The 24,930-nt window shown below is 37.2% G+C and carries 20 protein-coding genes; 4 read left to right on the forward strand and 16 right to left on the reverse strand.

Translation table 11 applies throughout. From position 1 onward, the window contains the following. Nucleotides 1–5 precede the first annotated feature (5 nt). The 10 genes from ABJH98_RS08790 to ABJH98_RS08835 all read right to left on the reverse strand — a co-directional run bounded on the left by ABJH98_RS08790 (nt 6) and on the right by ABJH98_RS08835 (nt 10,039). Nucleotides 6–284 (reverse strand): MoaD/ThiS family protein, encoded by a 279-nt coding sequence (locus tag ABJH98_RS08790; RefSeq protein WP_348307290.1) that lies wholly within the window; start codon nt 282–284, stop codon nt 6–8. A gap of 4 nt (nt 285–288) precedes the next feature. Then, complete coding sequence (locus tag ABJH98_RS08795; protein ID WP_348307291.1) at nt 289–717, reverse strand: M67 family metallopeptidase; 429 nt, start codon at nt 715–717, stop codon at nt 289–291. A gap of 1 nt (nt 718) precedes the next feature. Further along, nucleotides 719–1,648: a cysteine synthase family protein gene (locus ABJH98_RS08800; protein WP_348307292.1), complete on the reverse strand. Its 930-nt coding sequence runs from the start codon at nt 1,646–1,648 to the stop codon at nt 719–721. A 316-nt stretch (nt 1,649–1,964) separates the two neighbouring features. Then, nucleotides 1,965–3,158, reverse strand: a complete 1,194-nt coding sequence (gene lhgO, locus ABJH98_RS08805) for an L-2-hydroxyglutarate oxidase (RefSeq protein ID WP_348307293.1) — start codon at nt 3,156–3,158, stop codon at nt 1,965–1,967. Nucleotides 3,159–3,217: 59 nt separating this feature from the next. Then, nucleotides 3,218–3,601, reverse strand: a complete 384-nt coding sequence (gene msrB, locus ABJH98_RS08810) for a peptide-methionine (R)-S-oxide reductase MsrB (RefSeq protein ID WP_348307294.1) — start codon at nt 3,599–3,601, stop codon at nt 3,218–3,220. Nucleotides 3,602–3,603: 2 nt separating this feature from the next. Then, nucleotides 3,604–4,479, reverse strand: a complete 876-nt coding sequence (locus tag ABJH98_RS08815) for a hypothetical protein (RefSeq protein WP_348307295.1) — start codon at nt 4,477–4,479, stop codon at nt 3,604–3,606. A gap of 6 nt (nt 4,480–4,485) precedes the next feature. Next, nucleotides 4,486–5,055, reverse strand: a complete 570-nt coding sequence (locus tag ABJH98_RS08820; RefSeq protein ID WP_348307296.1) for a hypothetical protein — start codon at nt 5,053–5,055, stop codon at nt 4,486–4,488. 157 nt (nt 5,056–5,212) lie between these two features. After that, a complete protein-coding gene (locus tag ABJH98_RS08825) occupies nt 5,213–6,007 on the reverse strand; it encodes a hypothetical protein (RefSeq protein ID WP_348307297.1) in 795 nt (264 codons plus the stop codon). A 155-nt stretch (nt 6,008–6,162) separates the two neighbouring features. After that, nucleotides 6,163–7,299: a response regulator gene (locus ABJH98_RS08830; protein WP_348307298.1), complete on the reverse strand. Its 1,137-nt coding sequence runs from the start codon at nt 7,297–7,299 to the stop codon at nt 6,163–6,165. Between the two features lies 1 nt (nt 7,300). Next, nucleotides 7,301–10,039, reverse strand: a complete 2,739-nt coding sequence (locus tag ABJH98_RS08835; RefSeq protein WP_348307299.1) for an ATP-binding protein — start codon at nt 10,037–10,039, stop codon at nt 7,301–7,303. Nucleotides 10,040–10,404: 365 nt separating this feature from the next. Between ABJH98_RS08835 and ABJH98_RS08840 the strand changes: the two genes are divergently transcribed. Beyond that, entirely contained in the window at nt 10,405–10,929 is a 525-nt protein-coding gene (locus ABJH98_RS08840) for a hypothetical protein (RefSeq protein ID WP_348307300.1), read from the forward strand. Nucleotides 10,930–10,941: 12 nt separating this feature from the next. On the opposite strand, the gene ABJH98_RS08845 is transcribed toward ABJH98_RS08840, so the two are convergent. The 3 genes from ABJH98_RS08845 to pafA form a co-directional block, all read right to left on the reverse strand. Next, on the reverse strand, nt 10,942–11,313 hold the full coding sequence (locus tag ABJH98_RS08845; RefSeq protein WP_348307301.1) for a hypothetical protein: 372 nt from the start codon (nt 11,311–11,313) through the stop codon (nt 10,942–10,944). Then, the gene (locus tag ABJH98_RS08850) at nt 11,313–13,736 is read right to left on the reverse strand and encodes a penicillin acylase family protein (protein WP_348307302.1); all 2,424 of its coding nucleotides are present in this window, start codon (nt 13,734–13,736) and stop codon (nt 11,313–11,315) included. Before ABJH98_RS08850 ends, ABJH98_RS08845 begins: the two co-directional genes overlap by 1 nt. Nucleotides 13,737–13,900: 164 nt before the next feature. Further along, complete coding sequence (pafA, locus tag ABJH98_RS08855; RefSeq protein ID WP_348307303.1) at nt 13,901–15,535, reverse strand: alkaline phosphatase PafA; 1,635 nt, start codon at nt 15,533–15,535, stop codon at nt 13,901–13,903. A gap of 114 nt (nt 15,536–15,649) precedes the next feature. Here pafA and ABJH98_RS08860 point away from each other — a divergent pair, with 114 nt between their 5' ends. The 3 genes from ABJH98_RS08860 to ABJH98_RS08870 all read left to right on the forward strand — a co-directional run bounded on the left by ABJH98_RS08860 (nt 15,650) and on the right by ABJH98_RS08870 (nt 20,378). Further along, nucleotides 15,650–17,059, forward strand: coding sequence for an HD domain-containing protein (locus tag ABJH98_RS08860; protein WP_348307304.1), 1,410 nt, complete (start codon nt 15,650–15,652; stop codon nt 17,057–17,059). A 38-nt stretch (nt 17,060–17,097) separates the two neighbouring features. Next, nucleotides 17,098–17,802 (forward strand): hypothetical protein, encoded by a 705-nt coding sequence (locus ABJH98_RS08865; protein WP_348307305.1) that lies wholly within the window; start codon nt 17,098–17,100, stop codon nt 17,800–17,802. Between the two features lie 191 nt (nt 17,803–17,993). Next, nucleotides 17,994–20,378 (forward strand): ABC transporter permease, encoded by a 2,385-nt coding sequence (locus ABJH98_RS08870; protein ID WP_348307306.1) that lies wholly within the window; start codon nt 17,994–17,996, stop codon nt 20,376–20,378. Nucleotides 20,379–20,427: 49 nt separating this feature from the next. Here the strand turns inward: ABJH98_RS08870 and ABJH98_RS08875 are convergent, their stop codons facing one another. The 3 genes from ABJH98_RS08875 to ABJH98_RS08885 all read right to left on the reverse strand — a co-directional run bounded on the left by ABJH98_RS08875 (nt 20,428) and on the right by ABJH98_RS08885 (nt 24,894). Then, nucleotides 20,428–21,570: a hypothetical protein gene (locus tag ABJH98_RS08875; RefSeq protein WP_348307307.1), complete on the reverse strand. Its 1,143-nt coding sequence runs from the start codon at nt 21,568–21,570 to the stop codon at nt 20,428–20,430. An 85-nt stretch (nt 21,571–21,655) separates the two neighbouring features. Then, nucleotides 21,656–22,441: an outer membrane lipoprotein-sorting protein gene (locus tag ABJH98_RS08880; RefSeq protein ID WP_348307308.1), complete on the reverse strand. Its 786-nt coding sequence runs from the start codon at nt 22,439–22,441 to the stop codon at nt 21,656–21,658. 56 nt (nt 22,442–22,497) lie between these two features. Further along, nucleotides 22,498–24,894 carry an MMPL family transporter gene (locus ABJH98_RS08885; RefSeq protein ID WP_348307309.1) on the reverse strand — a complete coding sequence of 799 codons (2,397 nt, stop codon included), beginning with the start codon at nt 24,892–24,894 and terminating at the stop codon, nt 22,498–22,500. Nucleotides 24,895–24,930 lie beyond the last annotated feature (36 nt).

Genomic DNA, 24,930 nt, shown 5'->3' on the forward strand with positions numbered 1-24,930 from the left:
TGGGGTTATTGGGTTCCTCCTGCTATTGCGGGAATGATACTAATCACTGAACTGCTATCCACTTTGGTATTCTCTTTTTCCAATGCGTTAATATCCTCATCACCAACATAGATTCTGATGAATTGGCGGATTCTTCCTTCGGTATCAAAAATGTGTTTGTTCAAATCTGGAAATTGCTTAGCCAAATCTTCCACTGACTGTTGTACTGTAGACCCGTTAGATTCTACAGAGGCCTGATTGTTGGTAAATTTTCTTAATGGTGTAGGTATAATAATATTTGCCATGATGCTATTTATTGCTCTTTAATAATTCTTCTTCAAATTGATTTTCTTCATTCAGTTGCCAAGAAGTTGTCTTCTCAACTTTTGTTTCATTTACCGAAGCGATGATGTACGAAAAAAATGGTACTGCTTGCTTCAGGTCATGCTCTGACGGAATGGCCGGATGCAAAGGATGAGAATGATAAATTCCCAAAAGTTCCAGCTGATTCGACAAGGCATATTTTTCAGCTTTCATATAATCCAGTGGATTGACTTCAAATCGTCTGCGCTGATCCCCTTCCTTGCTATTTTCTAACGGTCCGTACTCCTTTACTGTTTTGGTATCACCTTCAGATTTTCCATAGAAAAATCCGACACATTCATTAGGGAAATCCGACAAAGCGTGTCTATGCATTTCTTCTAAGATTTCTTCAGATACTTGAATTTGTTTTTTCATTTTAAAACAATGACTTGATCACTTCACTGTATTTTTCTGCATTATCAGGGAATAAGGTCACAATTACTCCCTCGTCTAATTCTTCAGCCAATTGCAATGAACCTTTTAGGTTTGCCGCAGCTGAAGGACTAATCATCAAGCCTTCCTTCTTAGCTGCAAGCTTCAAGGTTTCGTAAGCATCAAAAGTATCCACATTCATGAACCGATCTGCAAGCGAAGGGTCATAGATACCTGGAACTTTAGCAGTTTCCATGTCTTTCCAGCCTTCCAGTCCGTGCAGTGCACCATCTGGCTGTAATGCGATGGTGGTGATGCCCTCATTTACTTCTTTCAGCCTTTTGCTGATTCCCGTAAACGATCCTGTCGTTCCCAAGCCCGTCACAAAATGAGTCAAGCTTCCATTTACTTTAGAGATGATCTCTTCACTGGTCGTATCATAATGCGCCTTCCAATTGTTCTCATTACCATATTGATCAGCCAAAAAATATTTGTTAGGTTCATTTTGAAAAAGCTCTAAAGCTTTCTCTTGTGCTTCATCCGTAGAGCCAAACTTGGATGTATAAACAATGGAAACGCCGAGGCCTTTCAATAGCATCTTACGTTCCCATGAAGCATTTTCTGGCAAACAGATTGTCACTGGTATGCCGAGACGTGCTCCAATAGTGGCATAAGCAATCGCTGTGTTTCCACTTGAAGCATCCAAGAGGATTTTACCATTTCCTAACTCGCCATTGAGTATTGCTTGTTTGATGATATTATAAGCAGGTCTCGCTTTCACACTTCCACCAAACTGCATCCATTCCAACTTAGCAAAAATTCGTACTGATTTCTTGGGCGAAATGTGTTGCAACTCATACAAAGGAGTATTTCCAATGTGATTTCCTAGAGCTAAAACACTTTCAACAATTTCTGATTCTTGACTGATTACCATTGTAGATATTGAGATTTTAAACGAAAAAGGCCTTACTCGATTTGAGAAAGGCCTTTTTTATATTTTTATCGTATGATATTTCTATAAATTATAAACTTTCCCATAAACACCAATTAGATGCACAACAGCAACAACATGCCATCATCGCGTTTTGAATTGTGTTTATGGTACTTTTAATTTTCAATGTCTGAATTTTGAATTCTTCAACGCAAGTCTCTGGGATAAGTTTATGAATTCATAATTTTTGATTAAAAAAATTATGCAATTGCTAATTATTTAACGTTTTGGTAATCAAACCCAACAGTTATTAACAATATTAGAATCTTTTGACCACTCGGCTAGCTATCTCATCACCGATTGCTAATGAGGAAGTCGCTGCTGGTGATGGTGCGTTACAGACATTCACGAAATGATCGTTTTCCAAAATATGAAAATCATCTAAGAGTCCGCCGGATCGATCACAGGCCTGAGCACGAACTCCTGCGCCCCCAGTTTCCAAATCAGATTCTCTGATATCTGGAATTAATTTTTGTAGAGCCTTAGTGAAGGCAGCCTTTGAAAATGATCTGTACATTTCACCAAATCCAGTTTTCCAATATTTCATAGCCACCTTTTGAAATCCTGGCCATGCAAGGGTTTCAAATAACTCACTAAGATTGATATCAGACTTACTGTACCCTTCACGAGCAAAAGCAAGGACAGCATTGGGACCTGCTTCAATACCTCCATTCATCATCCGAGTAAAATGAACACCTAGGAATGGAAAATTAGGATCTGGCACTGGGTAAATAAGATTCTTCACTAAATGCTTGCTAGATTCTTTGAGCTGGTAGTACTCACCTCTAAAAGGAACGATTTTCAAATCTGGTTTTAGTGGTGTCATTTTGGAAACCTTGTCGGAATAGAGTCCTGCACAGTTTACGATCAATTTGGCTTCGTATGCTTCGTTATCCGTTACCACTTCGCTTGAAGCACCTTGGTGATTGATTTTTCTTGCTTTTTCGTTGTAGAAGATCGCCACGCCTTCTTCGATCAGTTTACTTTCAAGCTTTTTACAAACTTCCTTGTAATCAATAATTCCAGTCTGGGGCACATAGATGCCTTTGACTCCAGTGACATATGGTTCATGCTCTTTGATTTCCTCAGGAGTTAGCCATTGCATATTGGTCAAACCATTCTGTTCTCCTCGCGCAAACAATGTTTCCAAATATGGAATTTCATGATCGTCAGTAGCTACTACTACTTTCCCACACAGATCAAAATCAACGCCTTCCTTTCTACAAAAATCTAGCATCAAATCATAACCTTTGATACAGTTGGTCGCTTTGAGACTTCCAGGCTTATAATAAAGTCCAGAGTGAATGACTCCACTATTGTTTCCTGTCTGGTGATGAGCAGTACCGGATTCCTTTTCTAGTATGGTTATGGTAAGATTAGGAGATTGCTGTTTGATTTGCCAGGCTGTAGCCAGTCCTACAATTCCCCCTCCTATTACAATGACATCTTTCATAGTAGCTTGCTAATGAGTGGCGAAAATAATTAATGAAAGACGGAATTCTTAGTAGGTTTCTACTTTTTGGTAAAATTCAAAGCCGCCGAGTTGATACAGTATCGCTGGCCTGTTTTTGTTGGCCCATCATAGAATACATGTCCTAAATGACCCCCACAATTTGAGCACGTGATTTCCGTACGCATCATCCCATGTGATTTGTCGAAAGACTCTTTGACGGCAGTTTTGCCAATAGATTGATCAAAACTCGGCCAACCACAGCCTGAGTCGAACTTGGCATCTGACTCAAACAATGCTTGCTTGCATCCCGCACAGATATACATTCCGATATCTTTATGGTCATTGAACTTTCCGGTAAATGGTCGTTCTGTTCCTTTTTGTCTTAGAATAAAGTACTCCTCTTCAGAAAGAATTTCCTTCCATTCTTGGTCTGATTTTTCCATGATTATAAATTAAAATAAACACCAACTTCGTAAGAAGGATTTGCAAAAATCAATTTGGCAGAATACACAGCTCCATAATTAACTGTAGCCCCAATTTTATTCGTGATATTATATGCTATCTCATAAGTATAACCTACATACTCCGCATTGTTCGAAAATATACTTGCGCCATTTTCAACCGTTGAATCTCCATTCTGCAACGAATTAAGCCATCGCAATTTGTAAACCAATATGAGTTTTTCCTTTATGACCGCTCCAAGTTCAAAGTTGACTCTAGTCTCATCTGAAAATCCGTTGGTTCGATTATTAAATTCCACACCCAAACTGGTGAAAGCATTGATATTACCGAAAGATTTAGCTGTGCTTGCCGTGAGACCAATAATTTGATTGAACTCACCATCTCCGGTAAGCAAAGGAACTGTATTGACATCGTTCGGATCAAAGTCACTTTTGCCCAAAGGAAGACCTAGCCATAAGTGAGCGCTAAGTACTACTGGTTTCCCAACGATCAACCCATATTTTAAACCAATATTAGTATCTCCAATGGAGTTGACTGCTCGACCAGCTATGCTCACAGCTCCAGTAGTACCAGAAACTACTTCATTATGATAAGATCGACTAAAGAACGGAAAATAGATTTGACCATTTAAACGATCTGTAATCCCGTACTCTCCGTAAATACTTGTATTGAAAGTGCCCATCGTCACGTTTGGATCTGTCTCTCCTGTATCTGTGTAGTGCTTATCTGCAACTACCCACCACTGGCTCAGCTTAAAATAACCTCGACCTTTGGAGTGAACCCATCCGCCACCAGCAATTGATTGATTTACAAAAAGTCCAACCAAGGCTATGGTCATTAATACTTTCAAAAATTTCATATAGGATCAGTCTAGGATTTCGCCATGTCCAACTTTCACATTGAATGGCTTACAAAAGTACAGGAGATAAGCGTAAGTATCTACTGTTAGGTTTTCTTCAGTGACTGTATAACCATGTGCTCCAGAGAATACTGTCACTTCTCCAATTTCAAGGGCTCCACTCACTGTACTTGGGTTATTGGAAAGATAAACATACAAGCCTGGTAAAGCTTCAGATGCTTCATAGTTGTTCGAAATCAATATTTCAACTCCACCTTCAGCATTATTGATCAGGAAATCTCCACTTAACTTGTAGCTGCTTGTACTGGCTATAGTGCCTGACTTATCTCCTGAAGAAAGTACAACAGTTTCATTTGAAACTTCGACAATTATTTTGTCCATTACTTCATCATTACTCACTAATACAACTGCAATTTCTGATTGACCCATTTGGTATGCCATAAGTGCACCATCGTTGTCAACTCCTAAAACAGCTGGATCACTTGTCTCCCATCGAACTTCAGTACCTTCGGGCATTCCTACATTATTCAAATATCTGAACATGAGATCATAAGATTCACCTACTTTAAGACTCATGAGTGGATTAGTTATTTCAATTTTCTCAGGCACTAGATCATCAATTGTATCTGTACCAACGCACCCTTGAAATAGAAAAGAAATGGAAATTATACAAAAACAAACTTTCATATCGATGGAAACAAAAATCAAATCAAATAGTTCCTTGAGCCTAGAATTATTCCTTCTCGAAATGATGACGTCTAAAAATATTATTTGGTGTCACCTTAAAACTGGAAGTTCCACGAACATTTTTGCATTTGACCTCTAAATCATCAAATCCAAATACGTAAACGTTCATTTCAACATTTAGGTCAATATTATGCGTAAATGCCTTTTTCAATAGACCCCAATGACTTTGAAAATCATCTTTTTCCCTTCGAGTCATTTCACCTACATTTTCATGAATTGTATTTGTAGAAATGAAGGTCTCATCAAGTTCAAGCTTAACTTCTCCCATAGAAGTCTTGGTTTCACTCAATGCCTGATCATAAATGTGTTCAGCGAGAAGGGCGTGATTTTTAATTGAGAGTAAACTTGATTTAATAGAATCATTTTTGAAATCATCATAAGGAAATTCCCTTTCGAGCCATACATTACTTACTTCCAAAACTGAAAACAATATGGTATCATAAACTGCTAGACTATAGATACTTATAGGAACCAAAATCATTGTGAAATTTTGGTGTTCGGTGAAATGTTTTACAAAAATATCAACATCTCCACCTATACTAATATCTCCTTTTTTTAGTCCCTCTACATCTGCATGAAGATGTCTTTCTTTTTCTAAGAATTGGTTCAAAAATTCCTTAGAATAAGCCAGTTTGTGAACGATATTTTCAACTTGTTCTAAGTGGTTCTCTCTAATATATTCTTCCATGGACTCACCCACTTCTTCATAGGCATGCTGTGCTTGAACATAAGTACAGCAAAATAAAAACACAATCAGAAGCTTAGTAAAATGATAGGCCATCGGTCAAATTATTTCCATCTATTCACGATTCAACTAAAGGAAGTAGATTTCCTATGGTTTGAAAAATGAATTCGTGAAAATAAACAAATAATCATCCTTAAAGCCAAAGCTTTAGATGAATATCTAAGATTGATAGATCGATGTATAATTCAAAGCTATGAAAGCTTAACAGCTACCATACATTTGGAGTTGTCGCCACTCAATTTTTCGTCAATACTAGTTGATTGATCTTTTAATGGCTTGGTGGAGTTACCCTTTAATAATTGAAGGAAGTTCTTGCCTTCCACTTTAGGATCATCAGATGGAACGATTTGATTAATCATATCTTTTGAAACCAAATAGATGATTGATACCTTTTCAAAGGTTTTTTGTTCGATATTTCCATCAAAATCATTTAGGTCAATGGCCTCGCTTGCTCCTTTTACAGATTTGAGTTCTCCATCTCCTTGTGCGCAATATATGTCCTGATTTGCACCGGCATAAGACACTCTATTGGATTTGTTGTCAACAGATACAACGGCAATATCAAAGGAGCCTATATCTCCATGTGCACCAAAACGGTTTTTAATGTTGTTGGCTAATTGTTTAATTATCTCTGTACTTTTAGTGAGGCCATCCTTGTAGATAATCTCCGTTAAGCTCATGTTAATATAGGAATTGAGTGCGATGGCATTCATTTTGGAATTAGCTCCATTGTAAAAAGCAGCGATGGCCTTATCTCCAATGTTACCAAACCAATAACCGTGTTTGTTAGCTTTGTTTTTATCATAAATCACAAAACCATCAACAAATATTTTCTTTAGATCGCTTGCATCAGGAAGAAAGGAAAAAGCCAAATCTTCAGCACCAAGACCTTCTTTCCCTGCTTTTGATTTATTTTCAAGATGCTTCTTTTCTAGTGCTTTATCGAATTCTACTTTTAGTTGATCTCTATCCCATGGTTTTACCAAATATTTATCAAGACCGAATTCGTTAACTGCCCTTATAATCGCACCAATATCACTAAAACCTGTCATTATCATCCTCACGATACTAGGATGCTTAGGAACTATTTTAGCCAATAAATCTACACCAGACATTCGAGGCATTTGTTGATCTGTAATAATTAGGTCAACTTTTTTATCATTTAGAATTTCCAAAGCATCAAAGCCATTCAGCGCGGTGAAAACGTTGTAATCTCTTTTGAATGCATGCTGAAAAATCCTAAGATTTACAGGCTCGTCGTCCACATACAGTATGCTGTATTTTTTTACGCTTTCTTTACGTTGCGGACGTTGTAATACTAATTCCATACTAACCTAATTTCAAGTTTTCTTCTTCTAAAATTTTATCGTCTAATTCTAGTTTTTTAGGGAGATTAATGATAAAAGTGGTTCCCACACCCATTTTACTTTCTACCCTAATTTTTCCTCTATGTTTTTCAATAATACCATGAGAGATCGATAACCCCAGCCCTGTACCTTTCCCAATTTCTTTAGTTGTAAAGAACGGATCAAAAATCTTGGCTTTTACATCTTCAGGCATCCCAGTACCATTATCTGAAATCCTTATTTCCACTTGTTCATCATCCAAATTAGTGGTTTTAATTTTAATCTCTCCACCCTCATCAATGGCGTCAATGGCATTATTTATCAAATTAACAAAGACTTGATTAAGCTGTCCTGGAAAGCATTGAATTTGAGGCAATGTCTCATCCATTTCTTTAACAATCTCTGTTTTATTTTTGTACTTGTTTTTAAGAATCAAAAGTGCAGAATCAAAACTTTCATTAAGATCAGTTTCTTTCACTTCCGCTTCATCATGTCTTGAGAAGCTTCTCAGACCATTCACAATCTCAGTAATTCTCAATATACCGTAGCGAACGTCTTCTAACAGCTCTTTGCTTGAGTCTTGAGTTTCTTTAAGGAAATCTTCATCTTCCTGCAAAACTGACGCGTACTTTTTGATCTCATTTAAATCGTCTAACGCTAAAACTTTTTGATAATTTTCAAGGAAACTTTCTATTTCACCAAAATTCTTGGTCAATGATTGAACTCCACTAGAAACAAAATTAATAGGGTTATTAATTTCATGTGCAATACCAGCTGTCAAAAGGCCTAGAGAAGACATTTTTTCAGCTTGCACTAAATGCACTTGCGTATTTTTTAAATCTAGATTTATTTTCTCCAACTGTTCTTTAGTCGCCTGCTCTTTTTTCAACAACACTTTCAAATTAACGTGTGCTTTTTTCAACTTATTGTTCATAGCCAACATGGCTTCTGAACTTTTCTTTAGTTGGATATTTCTGTTCAGAATTGTTTTTTGTTGTTCTGCTAGGTTTTGATTTTGTTCCCGGATCGTTTTACTGTTATTATAAGTTCTATAAAATGCCACCATCAAAATGGCTAAAATTAAAATCGTAGCTCCAATAGCCATAAAATAGAGCATCCGTGCTTGTCGGTCACTTTCAATTTTCTGTGCTTGAAGTTCAGTTTGTTGTCTCAGAATTTCACGTTCTTTTTCAATTAACTCTAGTCTTTTTTCTCGCTCTTCCTCACTGAGTTTTTGCAATTCTGCATCCAATTGAAGTCGTTCCAACTCAGCCTCTCTACTACTAGCCTCATTCGTTTTTTCAGTAATTAGTAGATCTTGTTTTGCTCTTTCGGCTTCTAATTTTTTCTTTTGTAATTCCTGAGCTTGTAGTCTAGCCTGCTGCTCAATTATTTCAATATCTTGGAGCTTTTGTTGTGCTTTTAATTTTTCTCGTTCTTGAGCAAGCTTTCGATTTTCTGTGGTTGATATTCTAGCTCTAGCTTCTTGTTCATAACTCTCCGCTAAATTCTCTTTTGCACGTGAAAGCTTATATTCAATTTTGTCGGGATCTCCAATTTGAAGTTTTACAGCTTCATGCATGGATCTATACTTAGCCTCCTGATCTTCATTTCCTTTCTCCTGATTGACTAAGGCCAACATCCTATAAGTATCTAACAATGTAATTCTGGTATTTCTCTCTATCCCGATGCTTTCCGCTTTAGCCAAATTATTACTTGCCACTCTTAAATCACCTCGATCAATTGCCAGTTCAGCCATCTGATTATAATTTCGAGCCATACCTTCTGGGTTTCGCTTTCTTTCATTTGACTCAAGCGCTTTTTCGAAACTTTCAATGGCTTTACTATTGTTGTCATTTGCAGCATATGCTTTTGCTAATGTTTCAAGCGACATAGAATTTTGCCCATCTATACTTACAGATATATTTGCAAATTTTAATGCATTCTTGTTATCGCCAGTTTTAATAAACTGAAGAGCCAAATTTCGAGTGGTATTGGATAGTGTGGCGCTATTGCCTTTGTCCTTTATTCTTTCATAATAAGACAAACCATATTTGGTAGCTTGAGCTGCATTATTAACTTTTATATTATCAAGAAAAAGCTGTTCTTGAGCAGAACTAATATAGGAGTATAAACTTTCTGAAATGGCTAACTTTAGAAGTGTCTCAAAGGTTGAAATAGATTTACTAAACTGATTAGAATTACTATAATTATAGCCCAGTGCCTGAATGGCGTTAGCTTTTTCTCGTTTTTTTCCTAGGGCTTCAAAGTTATCAATGGCTCTTTGGTAATAGTCGCTTGCTTTTTCATAAGCTCCCATATCGGAGAATGTATTCGCCAAAGCCAAATTTCCTTTACCCAAATTTTCTTGATCATCTTGGCGTTCAGCAGCAAGTATGATAGCTAAAAAAGATGAAACAGCATTTTTGTAATCATTTTTTGAAAGGTAAATTTCTCCTATAACTTCCTTGAACTGAATAATTAATTCTTGATTATTCAGCGTTTCGGCTTGATCCAAGCCTAATCTGGCGTGGCCTATGGCTCCTTCTAAATTTCCTCTTTTTTGATTGTATTTTGTTTTTTCTAGAAGTGACACAGCTTCATTGTAGCTTGCTTGCTGTGCTATTGATGGCATGCTGAAAGACATGACTAGCAATGTAATGATGACTGCCGAAATTCTCATAACTTCATTTTGCTTCTTAACTCTTTCATATTGAGTCAACCTCTTCAATCAATTTATAAATGAGCTGAATATCAATTTTCCAATATTTAGCCATACTTCTATTGACGATACAAGTATGATCTTTTTACTGACATATCAAAAAAATTATAGATAATATCTCATCAATATTCGACCAATATAACAAATACTTCTACGAATAAATTGGATACACGAAAGATTAAAACTCCCGATATATTTACTTTGATATATTAACTTGTATTATTCTAATATAATGAATAAAACTAAAAAGAAATCAATGACCTCTAGCCATATTGTATACCATATTTATGACATGCTATTTATTGTACATTTTTGATTTCTTACATATTCGGATTATGTTTAATTCTCAGAACTAACTTAAAATTATGAAACGTCTACTAATTCTTACGCTTGTATTACTAAGTACTCAATCTCTTCTCAAAGCCCAAGAAGAATCAGAAAACATAACGAACATCATAGATGAGTTAACAGCAAAATGGGATGGGGAGGCTGTTAAGTTAGGAAAATATGACGGACTAGCTGAGTATTGTCAAAATAGATCTTATAGAGTAGAAATGGTGAGGTTGCTAAACAAAATACATCACTATGACACAGTGCTATATCAAACCGTAAAGGCAAAATTTGATGAAAATAGTGACCAAGAAGCTAAAGCAACTTTAGCGGACATTGAACATGTTGAAGAAAAGTATACCACCAAAAACTTCCTTGACTTTCTTCACAAAGAATGCAACAAATTCAATGATGTTGAGAAAAACTACGGAAAGAAAGGTGGAAATAAATACATCAAAGAAACACAATCCTTAGAAAAAGAAGCAGGGAAGTATATAGAAGTTATTACCCAGAGAATAGACTTAATAGATGAACATGTCCATCATCTTACTGGTCTATAGTAACCTTTACCTTTATGCATAAAAGCTTTTTTCCTTCTTTTTAATGAAAATTTGGCGAAAGCTATTGCCACTGAAGGCTCCGAGTGCTCCAGCTAATCCTCCGATAACACCAGAAATAATGATTAGCATATTCACTTCATCAACTGGAAAGAGTTCGACCATTTTCTGAGACATAATAGAGTTGGTTTCTACATCTACCTTCCACGCCATAACCATCCAAATCAACCCCACTCCCATAAAACCACTCAGAAAAGCATTAAAATTATTCCCTGGTAGAAAAAATGTAATTACCGCCGCACACAAGATAGCTGACCACCAAGGTGCTACCAATGCTAAAAGGTATGTGACTACAGATATGAGTATAAGTCTGAATAAAAATAACATTAGTTCTCTTTTTGAATGGTTTGTGTAAATATTACTCTCTCAGAATTTTCTGATGACGAATTCAAGAAAAGCAGCGGAGAATAGTTTCCATCAGCCCAATTTTCTATCATATCTCCATAAGATGGATTACCCGGGTTACCAGTTTGACTTCCTGGATATACCCCCCAAGCTTTTGGCCCAGCTTGATCCAGTTCCACCACCATGCGCCAACTTGGGCCATGTCGACCACTCGCCGCGTTTACTATATTTTTATAGCCTCCTATTTTCACTTGCTCAAAAGAAAATGGATCCAAGCCAAGTAAATGTTTTATTCTAGTGTTTTTGTACTTATACCAAACATATTCTGACTCATTTTTGCTTTTCCAATTTTCCAACTTTTCCAAGGACGAATCAAATGAAGTGTTGATTAGATCTACGATGGTTTCATTTATTGGAGTAGATTGAATATCAAAATACTTATTCAAAGAGTCATTGGACATTAAGTGAATGGTATTAAAGACATGCGGTTTACTTAGTGCTAATGGTTGGTTGTCAAATTCATCCCAAATTAGATCGTACAGCTCATCCCACCAAACTTGATAGATTGTAGGCGCTATCCACTCAGCCTCGGCAAAATAATCCCATTGCTTGAGCAAATGGAAAGCTTTTCGTTTTTCATCAGTGAAACTAGCTGTATCCAAGCTAGCCAACATCAATGGTAAACTTTCGGAAGCCCTGTAATTATAATTATCATTTTGCAATCGGATCATGTCCTTCACTGTAACTCTATTCAACAAATTCAACCGATCATTGATTCTTCTGTTTCGATAGAATTCATAATTATAGTCATAAACATAGTATGGATAAGTAGAATCGACAGGATGTTGATTAGCGGAACTAACAAAGCCTCTTTCAGGATTTTTTATAGTGGCGTTTTGATCATAAGGAATAATGTCCGCCCACTCATTTCGAGAATCCCTGCCATCTAATAAGAACTTCCCTTGCCCCTGCCACTTTGCCGGAAATTTTCCTTGTATAGTCAGTGCGATATCTCCATGGGCACTTGCAAAAGCAAAATTTTGTGGTGGTCCTGTATAATATTTGAATGCCTCTATAAAGGCATCGTAATTCTCAGCTCTATTAACTTCGTACAAAGTTTTTAGGTCTTTTGAGCCTTCATGAGCGGTCCACTTCATGGCAAGGTTTACTTTGTTACTATCCCCAAGGAAGTTTCTATCATACGCCACTGGCCCATAGTGGGTGTAAACAATTGTATCACTGAAATTTTCCGCATCTCTGATTTCAAATCGTTCTATAATTTTTTCGGTCTTCAACCATTTGTCATCATATTGATACTCTTCCCTTTTTTCATTTCTGAATTTAATATGGTACCAATCAACAACATCTCTCTTTGCATTCGTCAATCCCCAGGCAATAGAATCATTGAACCCGATCACAACGTTTGGTGCACCTGGCAGCGATGCACCCATTGTATTTATACCAGGCGCATTGAGTTGAACTACATACCAAATGGATGGTAAATTTAAACTCAAATCTGGCTCGTTGGCCAATAATACTTTCCCGTTTGCCGTTCGATCAGCTGATACTACGAAATTATTTGAGCCGTTTCTTGGATCTGGCTTTTCTATAATCTCCTTGGTAAATATTTGAGGGAAATCAACATCCGGTTGTTCTATCGTCTTAACATCAAAATTCCATTGGGTCCCAACAGGAATTACAGGATCAATCTCATCAAAAGATTCTGGAAACAGTTTATTAAAATCTTCTAATCCAAAGACTTTCAAAGCGTTTGTATTCTCCAAATCATTTTCACCACGAGATAACATGTCAGCCATATTTTTCAATAATAACATGACCTTTAAATTCGACCATTGTTCTGGAGCGTAATCCAGTAATTTGTATTCTATAGGATAATCTGCATAGTCTAATTGATTGATCCAAAAGTTAATCCCATCGCTATAGGCTTGGATCATTTGCATTATTTCGGGATCCTTTTGAGCTACTTCCAAAGACCTCTTAGCTCCATAAACCAATCCCTTCCTTCTTTGAATTCTATCAAACCTTAATTGACTTTCTCCTACAACTTCAGCTGTACGACCAGCAGCCGCTAGCACTTGAAATTCCATTTGCCATAATCGATGATAAGCTGTCACATAGCCCTGAGCGAAATACAGATCATAATTGTTTTCTGCGAAAATATGAGGAATGAATTGATCATCGAATTTAATGATTACTGGAGCACTTAGCTGATCAGATTCCAATGTTGGAGGAATATTGAGCCCTTCTGCTTCTCCATTTTGCCAGAACCCTGTAAATGGGCTTAAGAAACTTCCCAACGCAGGAATTTTTCCTTGGTTAAAATTGAAATAAAAAAAGAAGGTAAGAGTGAGCCCTAGGGCGAAAATGAATCTGAATAGTTTCATATGATGTTATTACCAAAATGCTGGGTTGAAAAAGTCACTAATATAAAACACATCAGATAAGCAAGCAATTAAAATCTTAGGTGAAAGTAAAATTTCAAATAATTGATCATTTTCCAACATTCGAGTCAAATAACTAGCATGATGGCAAATTTTCATTTCCGAATTTAATCTAAAAGCTCAGGAGCTGGTTGTCCAGTGCAACCAGATGGCATCTTGATATTGAGTAAAGTTGAAATCGTTGGTGCTATATCTGTAATGGGGTGATAATTCACGGTGCTCCCCTTTTTTATGCCCCACCCATAAAAAATCATGGGGACATGAGTATCGTAAGAATAGCCAGATCCATGTGTCGTTCCTCCATTTTTCAAGTGCCATTCCCCTAACCAACCGGCTTGATGCGTGTATATAATATCTCCAGACATATGTGCATTCAGACCAGCTGCAATCATTTTGACATCCAAATCATGTCCTCCATAATTTGAAACATAAGCAGCATCAAAAACAGCACTCATGCCTATCATTTGGTTCATTTCTGAGATTATAAAAGACTTAACTTCTCTAAAGTCTAAATTCTTTTCTTCAATCAATTTTTTATTCAGAAAGATTTGTTGATTACTCACATTCTCTATTAAATCAGATGTTCCGAAGCGATCTTCAAGTTTTTGTAAAATAAAGTCTTTTTGTTCTCCGGACTTCAAATAATCCGTACTGTGTCCCAATTCCATTAAGTAGGCTGGAATATCAGCTACGGCATGATCTGCAGTCAGGAATAGAGTCCAATTACCTTCTCCAACCTTTTCGTCCAACGTCTGCATAAGTCTTGCTAATTCCAAATCCAATCTGATATAAGTATCCTGAATCTCTTTTGAGTAAGGACCGAATGCATGTCCTACATAATCTGGGCTTGAATAACTAATAGCTAAAAAATCAGTAACCTCATCTACCCCAAGTTGCTCCCCAACAATTGTAGCCAAAGCCATATCCGTTGTTATTGTGTTACCATGAGGAGTAACTTTCAACATTTCATTCAAATTGATTGATGAATCAAGACTATTAAAGTCATACGGGAATACTGGTGGAATACCGCCTAACTCTTTTCCCTCATAAGGCCTGTCGTCTCTTGCACTTTCTATATAAGTCTCTATCGGTTTGTACGTCTCCCACCCCATACTCATATATTTTTTAGCCAAATTCTGTTTGTTAAATTTCACCAACCATTTAGGAAGAGATTTCTTATAGAAAGTACTTGTGATAAAATTACCTGATATATCATCAAACCAATAGGCACCACTTGGTTGATGTCCAGCTGGTAAAATTGCTCCTCTATCCTTCAATGCAATACCAATTACTTTTGATCGATTTTGATAGAACAACCTCAATTCATCTGTGATACTAGTTGACTTCAAATTCTTTGGGGAGCGTCGACCTACCTTGCCTTTTCCTCCTACTGCTTCAACGTCATTGTCTTCTACGCAGTACATCGACTTTTTGTCATATTTATCATACCAATCATTGCCAATAATACCATGTACACGTGGCGTGGTACCAGTATATACTGAAGCATGACCTGGACCAGTATAGGTAGGGATATAGTTATAATGTGCGTTTTTGAATGAAAAACCATCTGAAAGCACCCTTTTGAATCCATCATCTCCATAATGATTCTCAAATCGATATAGATATTCATATCTCATTTGATCTACTACAATCCCAACTACTAACTTGGGTTTTTCAGAGTTTTGAGCGGAGAGAAAATAGGTCGGAATGGTTAGAAGAATAGAGAATAAGAATTTAATCATTATGTGTTTCTGTTTTGGCTTTGCTTTACAAGCTCGAAATTAATTCAACAATGACAAATCGTATTATCTCATTATTAAGAAATTAAAATTAATTTTGAAGCAAAGCTTTACGCATTGAATTTAAAATCACACCTTTTACCAGAAGAAATTTTCTCCTCAGTAGCCAAGTGCGCCACTAAAGTCAACCTTGATGCCTATGTAATTGGCGGATTTGTTCGAGACATCATTCTCAAAAGACCATCCAAAGATATAGATTTTGTTTGTGTTGGTAGTGGTATTCAATTGGCAAAACTTGTAGCCGAAGATCTAAAGAGTAACAATTTGTCTGTCTTTAAGAATTTTGGAACAGCTATGGTCAGGCATGAAACTTACGAATTAGAGTTTGTAGGTGCTCGAAAAGAGTCTTATCAGCGAGACTCACGCAAGCCAATCGTTGAAGATGGTTCATTAGAAGACGATCAAAACAGGCGCGATTTTACCATCAACGCTATGGCTATCAAACTCAGTAGTGAAGACTATGGAGAATTGATTGATCCATTCGATGGCATCAATGATCTGAAGAAAAAAATCATTAGGACTCCTCTAGATCCATCAATTACATTCTCAGATGATCCGCTTCGGATGATGAGAGCTATTCGATTTGCCAGTCAACTCTCATTTGACATAGAAGCTGACACCTTTGACTCAATCATCAAACAGGCGGAGCGTATCAATATAGTTTCCAAAGAAAGAATCATTGATGAATTAAACAAAATCATCTTATCTCCTACCCCGAGTTATGGGTTCAAACTACTTTTTCAAAGCGGCTTGCTTCACCATATTTTCCCTGAAATGGTATCCCTACATGGAGTAGATACTAGAGATGGGAAATCTCACAAAGACAACTTCTATCACACCTTACAAGTATTGGACAATATCTCAAAGAACACCAATTATTTGTATTTGAGATGGGCAGCCATTCTACACGATATTGCCAAACCACCAACTAAAAGATTTCACAAAAAAGCAGGTTGGACGTTCCATGGACATGAGGACAAAGGAGCCAGAATGGTACCTGGAATTTTCAAAAGAATGAAACTACCTATGAACGATAAAATGAAATACGTTCAAAAATTGGTCAAACTCCATTTGAGACCCATTGCTTTGGTAAGAGATGAAATTACAGATTCGGCAATCAGACGGCTTTTATTTGAGGCAGGAAATGATGTGGATGATTTGATGACCTTGTGCAATGCCGACATTACTACCAAGAATCCAACGAAAGTGAAGCGATATTTGGCCAATTTCAAAACTGTAAAGAAGAAACTGATAGAACTCGAAGAGCGAGATAAATTGCGGAATTTTCAACCTCCAATTTCGGGAGAGGAAATAATGAAACGTTATAATTTAGAGCCTTCAAGAATTGTTGGTGATATCAAAAGTGAAATCAGAGAAGCCATTCTGGAGGGAAAAATAGAGAACAATAAAGAGCAGGCAGAGATTTTTATGCAAGAAATTGCTAAAGCCAGAGGATTGGAAAATTAAGGTTTAGCTCGTAGCTTGCGCACTTTCAAAATATGATTATGAAGAAGATATTATTTTTATTAGTTGTTTGGGGAGGAATCCTATCGAGCAATAAATCTGTAGCTCAGTCGGCAGATTCTCTAAACTTTATTGACATTGATGTTCAAAAGAACGTCACAATATATCAACTAGCCATGCAATTCAACGACCCTCCAGTGGCGCGAATGGCACTATATAATCTACTCTTTTATAGCAACAATCAAACAGCCGTATTAGATTCCTTGGCCTATATGTATTATGACTTAAATCAGATGCCTTCTGTCGCGTTGGTTACGAGAGAAAATCTCAAGATTAATCCTGACAATCAAGTAGCACTAGAATTAGGAGCCATTGCTTTCAATCAACTCGGAGCCAAAGATCAGGCATTAGAAAACTATGAAAAGCTTTTTCTCAAGAACAATGATAGTCGCACACTGTATCAAATTGCATCTATGCAATTTGAATTGAAAAGATTCACAGAATCTTCTACTTCTGCGGATATTCTGTTAAAAAGATCTGATATTGATGAGTTGAAAATGAGTTTTTCAAAATTGGATAAAACGAAACAAGAGGTACCGATGAGAGCTGCAATTCTTAACATAAAGGGATTATTGGCACAAGAAAAAGGAGAAATCCAAAAAGCAAAAGAACTGTTCCTGGAAGCATTAAATGTTGCGCCTGGTTTTGAACTCGCTCAAGCCAATCTAAGCAAGGCAGGAAAATAAACGCAATAAAAGACTAAAACAGAAGCCAATCGAGCATTCTCGATTGGCTTTTTTTATGATCGTTTCTGAACACCTGCTGTCTCAATCACGAACAAAGTACATACAACTGAAAAGTGTAATTAACTGACTCAATGGCACTTAAGCTTATGGCATATTAGTTGACTAATCCAGCTTGCTAAGAACTTCAAATCATGATCACAAACTATTTCAAAACAGCATTACGCTATTTATCCAAACAAAAAGGTTACACTACGCTAAACATTATTGGTCTTACACTGGGTATTTCATCCAGTCTAATCATAGTGCTTTATTTATACAATGAGCTCAGCTTCGACAATCACCATGAAAAAGCGGATCTCATATATAGAGTCAGCTCGGATATTAAAGAAACAGATGACGCATTCAAATGGGCCGTTACACAAAATCCACTAGGCAGAAAACTAACTACTGAATTTGCTGAAGTAGATCAATATGTTCGTTTCTCAGATAATGGCAGAACAGAATTGGAAATTAATGACATCAGTTACTTCGAGGAACAAGTCTTTAATGTAGACTCAACGGTATTTGATGTATTCACATTTGAATTCATATTAGGTAATCAGGAAACTGCTCTTGATGCACCTAAATCCATTGTAATTAACAAAACAATTTCTGACAAAATATTTAAAGGAGCCAATCCCATAGGTCAATCCCTTCGGGTTGATGGTGGAGATCTTTTTCAAGTCACAGGTGTATATAAAGACATGCCCAAAAACTCTCATATTATTGCTGACGCGCTCATATCAGTTGATAATAGACCGAACATGGCCAATGAAAATTGGGGAGGCTTTAATATTTACACTTATGTGTTATTAAACCCAACAACCGATCCCATTCGATTCGAAACCAAACTTGATGAAATAATTCAGGAACATGTGGCTCCAATATTTGAGCAGTTTAATATTAAAATCAAATATGAACTGATAAACATAAAAGATATCCATTTGTATTCTGATTTTCAGGGCGAACCACAGCCTTTAGGAGATATCACATACATATACATTTTCTCTGCCGTTTGTATTTTCATGGTCTTTATAGCTTGTATAAACTATATGAACTTGGCTACTGCAAGGTCTGTAAAAAGAGCCACAGAAGTGGGCATAAGAAAAGTGATGGGTGCCGGACGCAAACTTCTCATCGGGCAATTTTTAACAGAGTCAATTCTAATTACACTTAGTGCATTTCTACTAAGTCTGGTCATCGTATTAATTTCAATTCCAATCATCAATGATGCTTTGAGTACATCCATGCAACTTTCAATGTTGGGTAATCCCGTCATCTTAATAATCATGCTTTCTATTTTAATCGTAGCAGGAATATTTGGAGGAAGCTACCCGGCATTTTATTTGTCAGCCTTCCTCCCTGCAGAAGTATTGAAAGGAGGCAAATCCAAACGTTCAGGTAATGCGTTTCTAAGAAAAACGTTAGTTGTGGTTCAATTCTCTATTTCCATATTCATGTTAATAGGCACGGGAATCATTTATGATCAAATGCAGTTTGTCAGCAATAAGGATTTGGGATTTGATAAGGATCAAATAGTTACATTCAACTTCACCAATGGTGATCAGCGAAGAAAATGGGATGTACTAAGAAGTAGTATTTTACAAGATCCTAATATAAAAAATGCTGCAACTACTGGATCAATTCCAGGTAATGGCTTTAGCAAAAATTTAATGAGAGCTGAGCTCGAAGAAGGTGGGTTTGACGAAAAAGGAATCAATATGTATTCTGTCGATTACGACTACTTCCCGACTCTAAGCATTCCATTTATTGAAGGGCGTAATTTCTCTCGTGAGTTCCCTTCAGATACTGCCACTTCAGTGATTATCAATGAAGCTATGGCCAAAAGGTTCAATTGGTCCGAGCCTATGGGCAAAAGATTTCAATCTATGGGTGGGCCAGACACGACTTCCTATTTCAAAGTTATTGGTGTAGTTCGAGACTTCCACCAACAGTCACTATACAATCCAATTGAGCCTTTGCTGTTTTTTCCAAATTTGAACAATGGTAATGTCGTTGTCAAAATTGATAAAAACGCTCAGGGTTCCATAGCGACTATCGAGAATAGCTGGCAAGAGGTTTTTCCTAATTTACCTTTTGAATATGCTTATCTAGATGAAGACTTTCAAGAGCAATACGAAACTGACCAATTGAGAGGTAATCTATTTTTAGGATTTTCTCTGATGACTATTGTGATCTCGTGTATGGGACTTCTTGGTTTGGCATCATTTACTGCCGAACAAAGAACTAAAGAAATCAGCATCCGAAAAGTATTGGGCGCCAATGTTTCAGGTTTGATTTCCTTACTTGTCAGAGATTTCTTAATTCTAGTTGGAATAGCTGCACTGCCTGCTTTTGGCGTAGCTTGGTATTTCGCTCAAAACTGGTTAGAAAATTTTGAATATAGTGTAGAAATCAACTTCTTGATATTTACAGCTGTACTATTCATTACGATGGTCATAACTATACTTTCAACTGGATTTTTTGCACTCAGAGCCGCCACATCTAATCCTGCCGAAAACTTGAAATACGAATAACCATTTGATTAAAGCGATATTCAATTCAGAATATCGCTTTAATCATTTTTTAGAAGTACCAATCTAATTCCAATTTCAGAAAATCATCTGCTCTGAATAAGTAAATAAATTCTTCGTCACTTACCTTACGAAATAAACGCATTTCTAGATTGGCTTTAAGCGACTCTCCAAATCGACGACTGCCTTCTAAACTAATTAGCTGAGTACTTCTGTTAACATCCAGTATAGTTCCAAACAAAATTTCTGTACTTTGGACATCATTAAAAGCTAATCTACTTCCAATGAAAACATCGCTTTGTAAGCTACTCAGAGCCAAATCTCCACGATCGTCATATAAGTATTCTCCCAAGAGTCCTAGGTCAATTCCACTTCCTCCAATGTTACCAAAAGTGTATTCGAATCCGACATCGAGCGCTTTCATATCTTGAATATCACTTCGTCTAATAATGGACTCAAACTTCCATAAAATAGGTCCGGTGGTAGCTTGCAAATCAATGCCAGCTTGCTTAATCACAGGATAAACACCAAACAAACTACCATCATCATTTATACCTACAATTGGTTCTCTACCATTGCCATAGAAATAAGAAAACCCAATATCCACCGGACCAAAATAATGCGACCAACGTATAGCTCCTTCTGGTCTGGTTTCATTCATTCCACTTTCAAAATCTAGTTGGCTGTCTGTAATCGGGTCTGGTGTTCGAAGTCTACCATCAACTCCTGGAAACTGCCTTTTACGAAAAAATGACATAGCAAACAGATCAAACGTTCCGAAGTTGGTCATATATGAATAATGCAGCATAAACTGCCCCAATTTCTGTTCGCCATCAAATGACTCTAGGTTATCCGTTTGATTGATAATATCTACCAAGTGTGCAGCTTCAGTAACTCCCCAATAGATTTTTTTTAGTCCAACACTCAATTCCCATTTGTTGTTAACCGTCTGCCAATAGAGTTCTCGTATATCCAAATGATTACGCTCAGGATCAGTGAAGTCCACACGACCGAATCCTGTGAAATTCAGGATATACTTTCCTCCTTGCCATTCTACATAATACTCAGGCTGAATACTAAAAGCAGGAAAATGATCCTTTTGCCCTGAGTACAGTCCTTCATTCATAAAGTACCTATACTCAAAACCCACATTTCCAGAAAATTCCGTATAAACCTCCTTTGATTGGGCTCTCATTTGAAAATTAGAAAACACAATTACAGCGAGCATTATGGCTCGCTGTAAAGTAATAAACCAACCTAAACTCCTCGTACCGTTCATTTTATCTTCCGGCCCTGATCAGGCTATTTTGAGAAAAATCAGCTTCTGCCAATCCTACTTTGAATCGATAATCTTCAAATTTCAAAGTGGTTTCTTTACCTGTCTGGTGATTCACCATCAGAAATTCTCCAGCTCTCCAATGCTTGCCCAGATAGACTTTGTAGTTTGCATAGGACAAAGTCTTAAGCAATTCATCCTTACGATCATAGAATTCGATCTTCTCTGGTCTATAATTAGATTTGTTTAGCCAAACCAGCTGACGGGTGTATCCAGACTTAGGGTCTACCGGGTCTCTTTCTATGACATAGGCGTTTTCACCATTTATGTTATCGTCTTTTATATACTTATAGGTGTATTTTTCTACTTCCTGAGAAGATAAATCTTCATAGGCAAATTCACTTCCCATAAATGGCCCCGACTTATTGTCAGAAGATATTCTTTTGACTCTTTTTATAGAAGGTAAATAGAGCCACTGATCGTCAGACACTTCCTTATGTGTATAGGTCAAAGTCGCTGTACCTTTCACATCCCTTGGACTATTGAATACAATCAATGACTTATCACCATCTTCAATCAATTCCAAAGTCTGGTTGGATAGAAATCGGACACTTTCCTGACCATGTTTATTTTTCAAAGTCATGGTCAGATTGACTTCTGAACTCTCGAATCCTTCATCATATTTAGATGCATCCTGAGCTATTTTCAATCCCTTTTGTTCGGGAGTTTGGGCCCATGTCATAGATCCTCCGATCAACAACAAGGCTATTGTTTTAATTGTCTTTTTCATAATTAATTGATTAGTTGAACCAGAACTAAGTCCGGTCCATTTTGGAATTATTGTAATTAGGCTGGGCTTAGTTGGCCAGCATCTACAGCATTAGATTGAGCATCGGATTTTGAGTTGGTACTTTTACCAACGTTCAACAGCAACGCTGGCAGTAGTAAGAAATCCAAGGCCAATGCAAATGTGATGATCAATACCGTCACCTTGGCCATTCCACTATTCATTCCGAAACTGGACTGAGCAAGAATCGCAAACCCGGCTACCAACACGATTGTCGTTACAACTAAAGCTTTGCCTACCGTATCAAAAGCGAATCGCACTGCTTCTTCTTTGCTCTTGTTGAGCTCACGTCTGGCTCTGAGATACTTGGACAAGAAATGAACAGAATCATCTACGATTATTCCCAATGTCATCCCAAAGACAATCGAGATTCCTACATTGATAATACCACTAGTGACACCCCATACGCCAAAACCAACTGCGACTGGCAAGAGATTCGGAATTAAACTGATCAATCCGTGCCTAAAACTTCTCAATACAAACATCAGAATTACAGATATCAAAATCAAAGCGGCGATACTGCCATTCATCATACTATCCACCTGCCGTTTGGTCAAATGTGAAAACATAGTGGCCGTACTAGTAGCGTCAGAATACATTTCACTAGGTGCATGGGCTCGAAGCCAGTCTTCTGCTTCTCCTCCAAGAGCAATAAACTCCTTAGATGATAAGTTGGTAGTGGTCGCGATCAACCTAGTTTCTGATTTGTCTACATTGATTTGATTGTTCAAATCCAAGCCAAATGGCAATGACATTTCGTAGAGCAGCAAGAATTGAGCGGCCTCTTCCCTACTATCAGGAACGCGGTAATAGCTCAAACTATCACCATGCATGCTCTTGTTGATACGTCGAGCAATTTCAGAAAAGGCACTGACATGCACTACCTCAGGTTTAGCTTCCAACCAATACTCAAACTCTTCCAATTTCTTAAGGTACGCTGGGTCATTAATACCTCCTTCCTCTCCTGATCCCAAGGAAAATTCCAAAGTGTATATTCCAGTCAGGTTTTCAGAAATAAAATCAGTATCTCGTCTGAATTGAACTTCCTGATCAAAATATTTTATAAACTCTTCATTGAATTCATTTTTAGTAATCAATAAAGTGATCAACAATGAAGCTGCCACTGAACCCCACAGTACTTTTTTATCATTGCGGATTACAAATTCAGCTAAGCGACCAAAGAAAGAATTGATTTGACCCTCCGAACCACTCGTGTCTTTCACTTTAACTCTTACAGGCAAAATAGCCATCAGGGCAGGTAATGTGAAAATCGAATAAACAAAAGCACCTAACATCCCCACGGATGTAATATTCCCCAAATCATGAAATGGAGGTGAATCGCTAAAATTCATGGACAAAAAGCCAATTACTGTAGTGAGACTGGTAATCATAACAGGCACAAAATTGACCCGAATACTTTCTACCAGCGCTTCATGTTTGCCTAACCCTTTTCTCATGCCTTGCATGAAAGTGATCAACAAATGAATACTATCAGCGACAGCTAATGTCATGATAATAGTAGTGGCTGCAGATGATGGTGGCGTCAGCATAATTCCAAACCAGCCTGCAAACCCCATTCCTGTCATGATGGACATAATAATCACCAACAATGTGGCGAAAGTCCCACTCAAAGTTCTAGTAGTGAGATAAATGGTGAAAATGACCACTAAAAACATAAGCGGCACCAAAGATTGCATATCTCCATACGCCGACTCCTGAAATGCGCCTGAAAGCATAATCATACCTGACAAGTACGTCTTTAAGTTTGGATTTTCTTCTTCAAATTGGCTCGTAAGGTCACGCACATGAGCAATTATTTCAGAACCTTCCTCCATGTTTTTTCCTGGAAGTTGAACTGTTATATTGACTGCTGTGAGATTTGACTCTTCATTGATCAAACGATCTTTCAACAAAATCTCATCAATGGCGATTTGCTTGACAGCTTCTATTTGATCTGGCGCATACTCCGCTGAATGCTGAATCAAATCATCCACGTACAAATCATCTGCTACAGCTTTAGTATACTGAAAATTGGTAATGGCATCTACGCGAGTGGAATATGGCGTTTGCCAAGAATCTGCTGTGAGTTTTTCGACAGCCGCTAACGTTTCTCTAGTGAATACTTTCCCATCCTTAGGTTCTATTACTATAAAAACATTATCATCCTTAGTGTATTTGTTTTGCAAGGCATCGAATGCCAGCATTTGAGGATTATCATCACTAAAGAATACATGATAATCGCTATTGAAGCCAACATTACGGCCTCCGCTTCCTATTAATGCAGTGATTGCTAAACTCACTACTAGTACTAACCACCTCCACTTAATTATCCATTGAGCGAAGCTGATCACTTTTTTCTGTCCCTTTTCCTGGAACTCATTGATTGCTTTTGTCATTAGTATCTGGTTATTGAATGAGTGGGCTTCTACTCA

It is taken from the genome of Reichenbachiella sp. (assembly GCF_039969095.1).
Lineage (GTDB): Bacteria > Bacteroidota > Bacteroidia > Cytophagales > Cyclobacteriaceae > Reichenbachiella.

What these genes read in the sequence shown, in the direction of transcription:
- ABJH98_RS08790 (WP_348307290.1), bottom strand. Translation starts at nt 284, where the DNA reads ATGGCAAATATTATTATACCTACACCATTAAGAAAATTTACCAACAAT.
- ABJH98_RS08795 (WP_348307291.1), bottom strand. Translation starts at nt 717, where the DNA reads ATGAAAAAACAAATTCAAGTATCTGAAGAAATCTTAGAAGAAATGCAT.
- ABJH98_RS08800 (WP_348307292.1), bottom strand. Translation starts at nt 1,648, where the DNA reads ATGGTAATCAGTCAAGAATCAGAAATTGTTGAAAGTGTTTTAGCTCTA.
- lhgO (WP_348307293.1), bottom strand. Translation starts at nt 3,158, where the DNA reads ATGAAAGATGTCATTGTAATAGGAGGGGGAATTGTAGGACTGGCTACA.
- msrB (WP_348307294.1), bottom strand. Translation starts at nt 3,601, where the DNA reads ATGGAAAAATCAGACCAAGAATGGAAGGAAATTCTTTCTGAAGAGGAG.
- ABJH98_RS08815 (WP_348307295.1), bottom strand. Translation starts at nt 4,479, where the DNA reads ATGAAATTTTTGAAAGTATTAATGACCATAGCCTTGGTTGGACTTTTT.
- ABJH98_RS08820 (WP_348307296.1), bottom strand. Translation starts at nt 5,055, where the DNA reads ATGAGTCTTAAAGTAGGTGAATCTTATGATCTCATGTTCAGATATTTG.
- ABJH98_RS08825 (WP_348307297.1), bottom strand. Translation starts at nt 6,007, where the DNA reads ATGGCCTATCATTTTACTAAGCTTCTGATTGTGTTTTTATTTTGCTGT.
- ABJH98_RS08830 (WP_348307298.1), bottom strand. Translation starts at nt 7,299, where the DNA reads ATGGAATTAGTATTACAACGTCCGCAACGTAAAGAAAGCGTAAAAAAA.
- ABJH98_RS08840 (WP_348307300.1), top strand. Translation starts at nt 10,405, where the DNA reads ATGAAACGTCTACTAATTCTTACGCTTGTATTACTAAGTACTCAATCT.
- ABJH98_RS08845 (WP_348307301.1), bottom strand. Translation starts at nt 11,313, where the DNA reads ATGTTATTTTTATTCAGACTTATACTCATATCTGTAGTCACATACCTT.
- ABJH98_RS08850 (WP_348307302.1), bottom strand. Translation starts at nt 13,736, where the DNA reads ATGAAACTATTCAGATTCATTTTCGCCCTAGGGCTCACTCTTACCTTC.
- pafA (WP_348307303.1), bottom strand. Translation starts at nt 15,535, where the DNA reads ATGATTAAATTCTTATTCTCTATTCTTCTAACCATTCCGACCTATTTT.
- ABJH98_RS08865 (WP_348307305.1), top strand. Translation starts at nt 17,098, where the DNA reads ATGAAGAAGATATTATTTTTATTAGTTGTTTGGGGAGGAATCCTATCG.
- ABJH98_RS08870 (WP_348307306.1), top strand. Translation starts at nt 17,994, where the DNA reads ATGATCACAAACTATTTCAAAACAGCATTACGCTATTTATCCAAACAA.
- ABJH98_RS08875 (WP_348307307.1), bottom strand. Translation starts at nt 21,570, where the DNA reads ATGAGAGCCCAATCAAAGGAGGTTTATACGGAATTTTCTGGAAATGTG.
- ABJH98_RS08880 (WP_348307308.1), bottom strand. Translation starts at nt 22,441, where the DNA reads ATGAAAAAGACAATTAAAACAATAGCCTTGTTGTTGATCGGAGGATCT.
- ABJH98_RS08885 (WP_348307309.1), bottom strand. Translation starts at nt 24,894, where the DNA reads ATGACAAAAGCAATCAATGAGTTCCAGGAAAAGGGACAGAAAAAAGTG.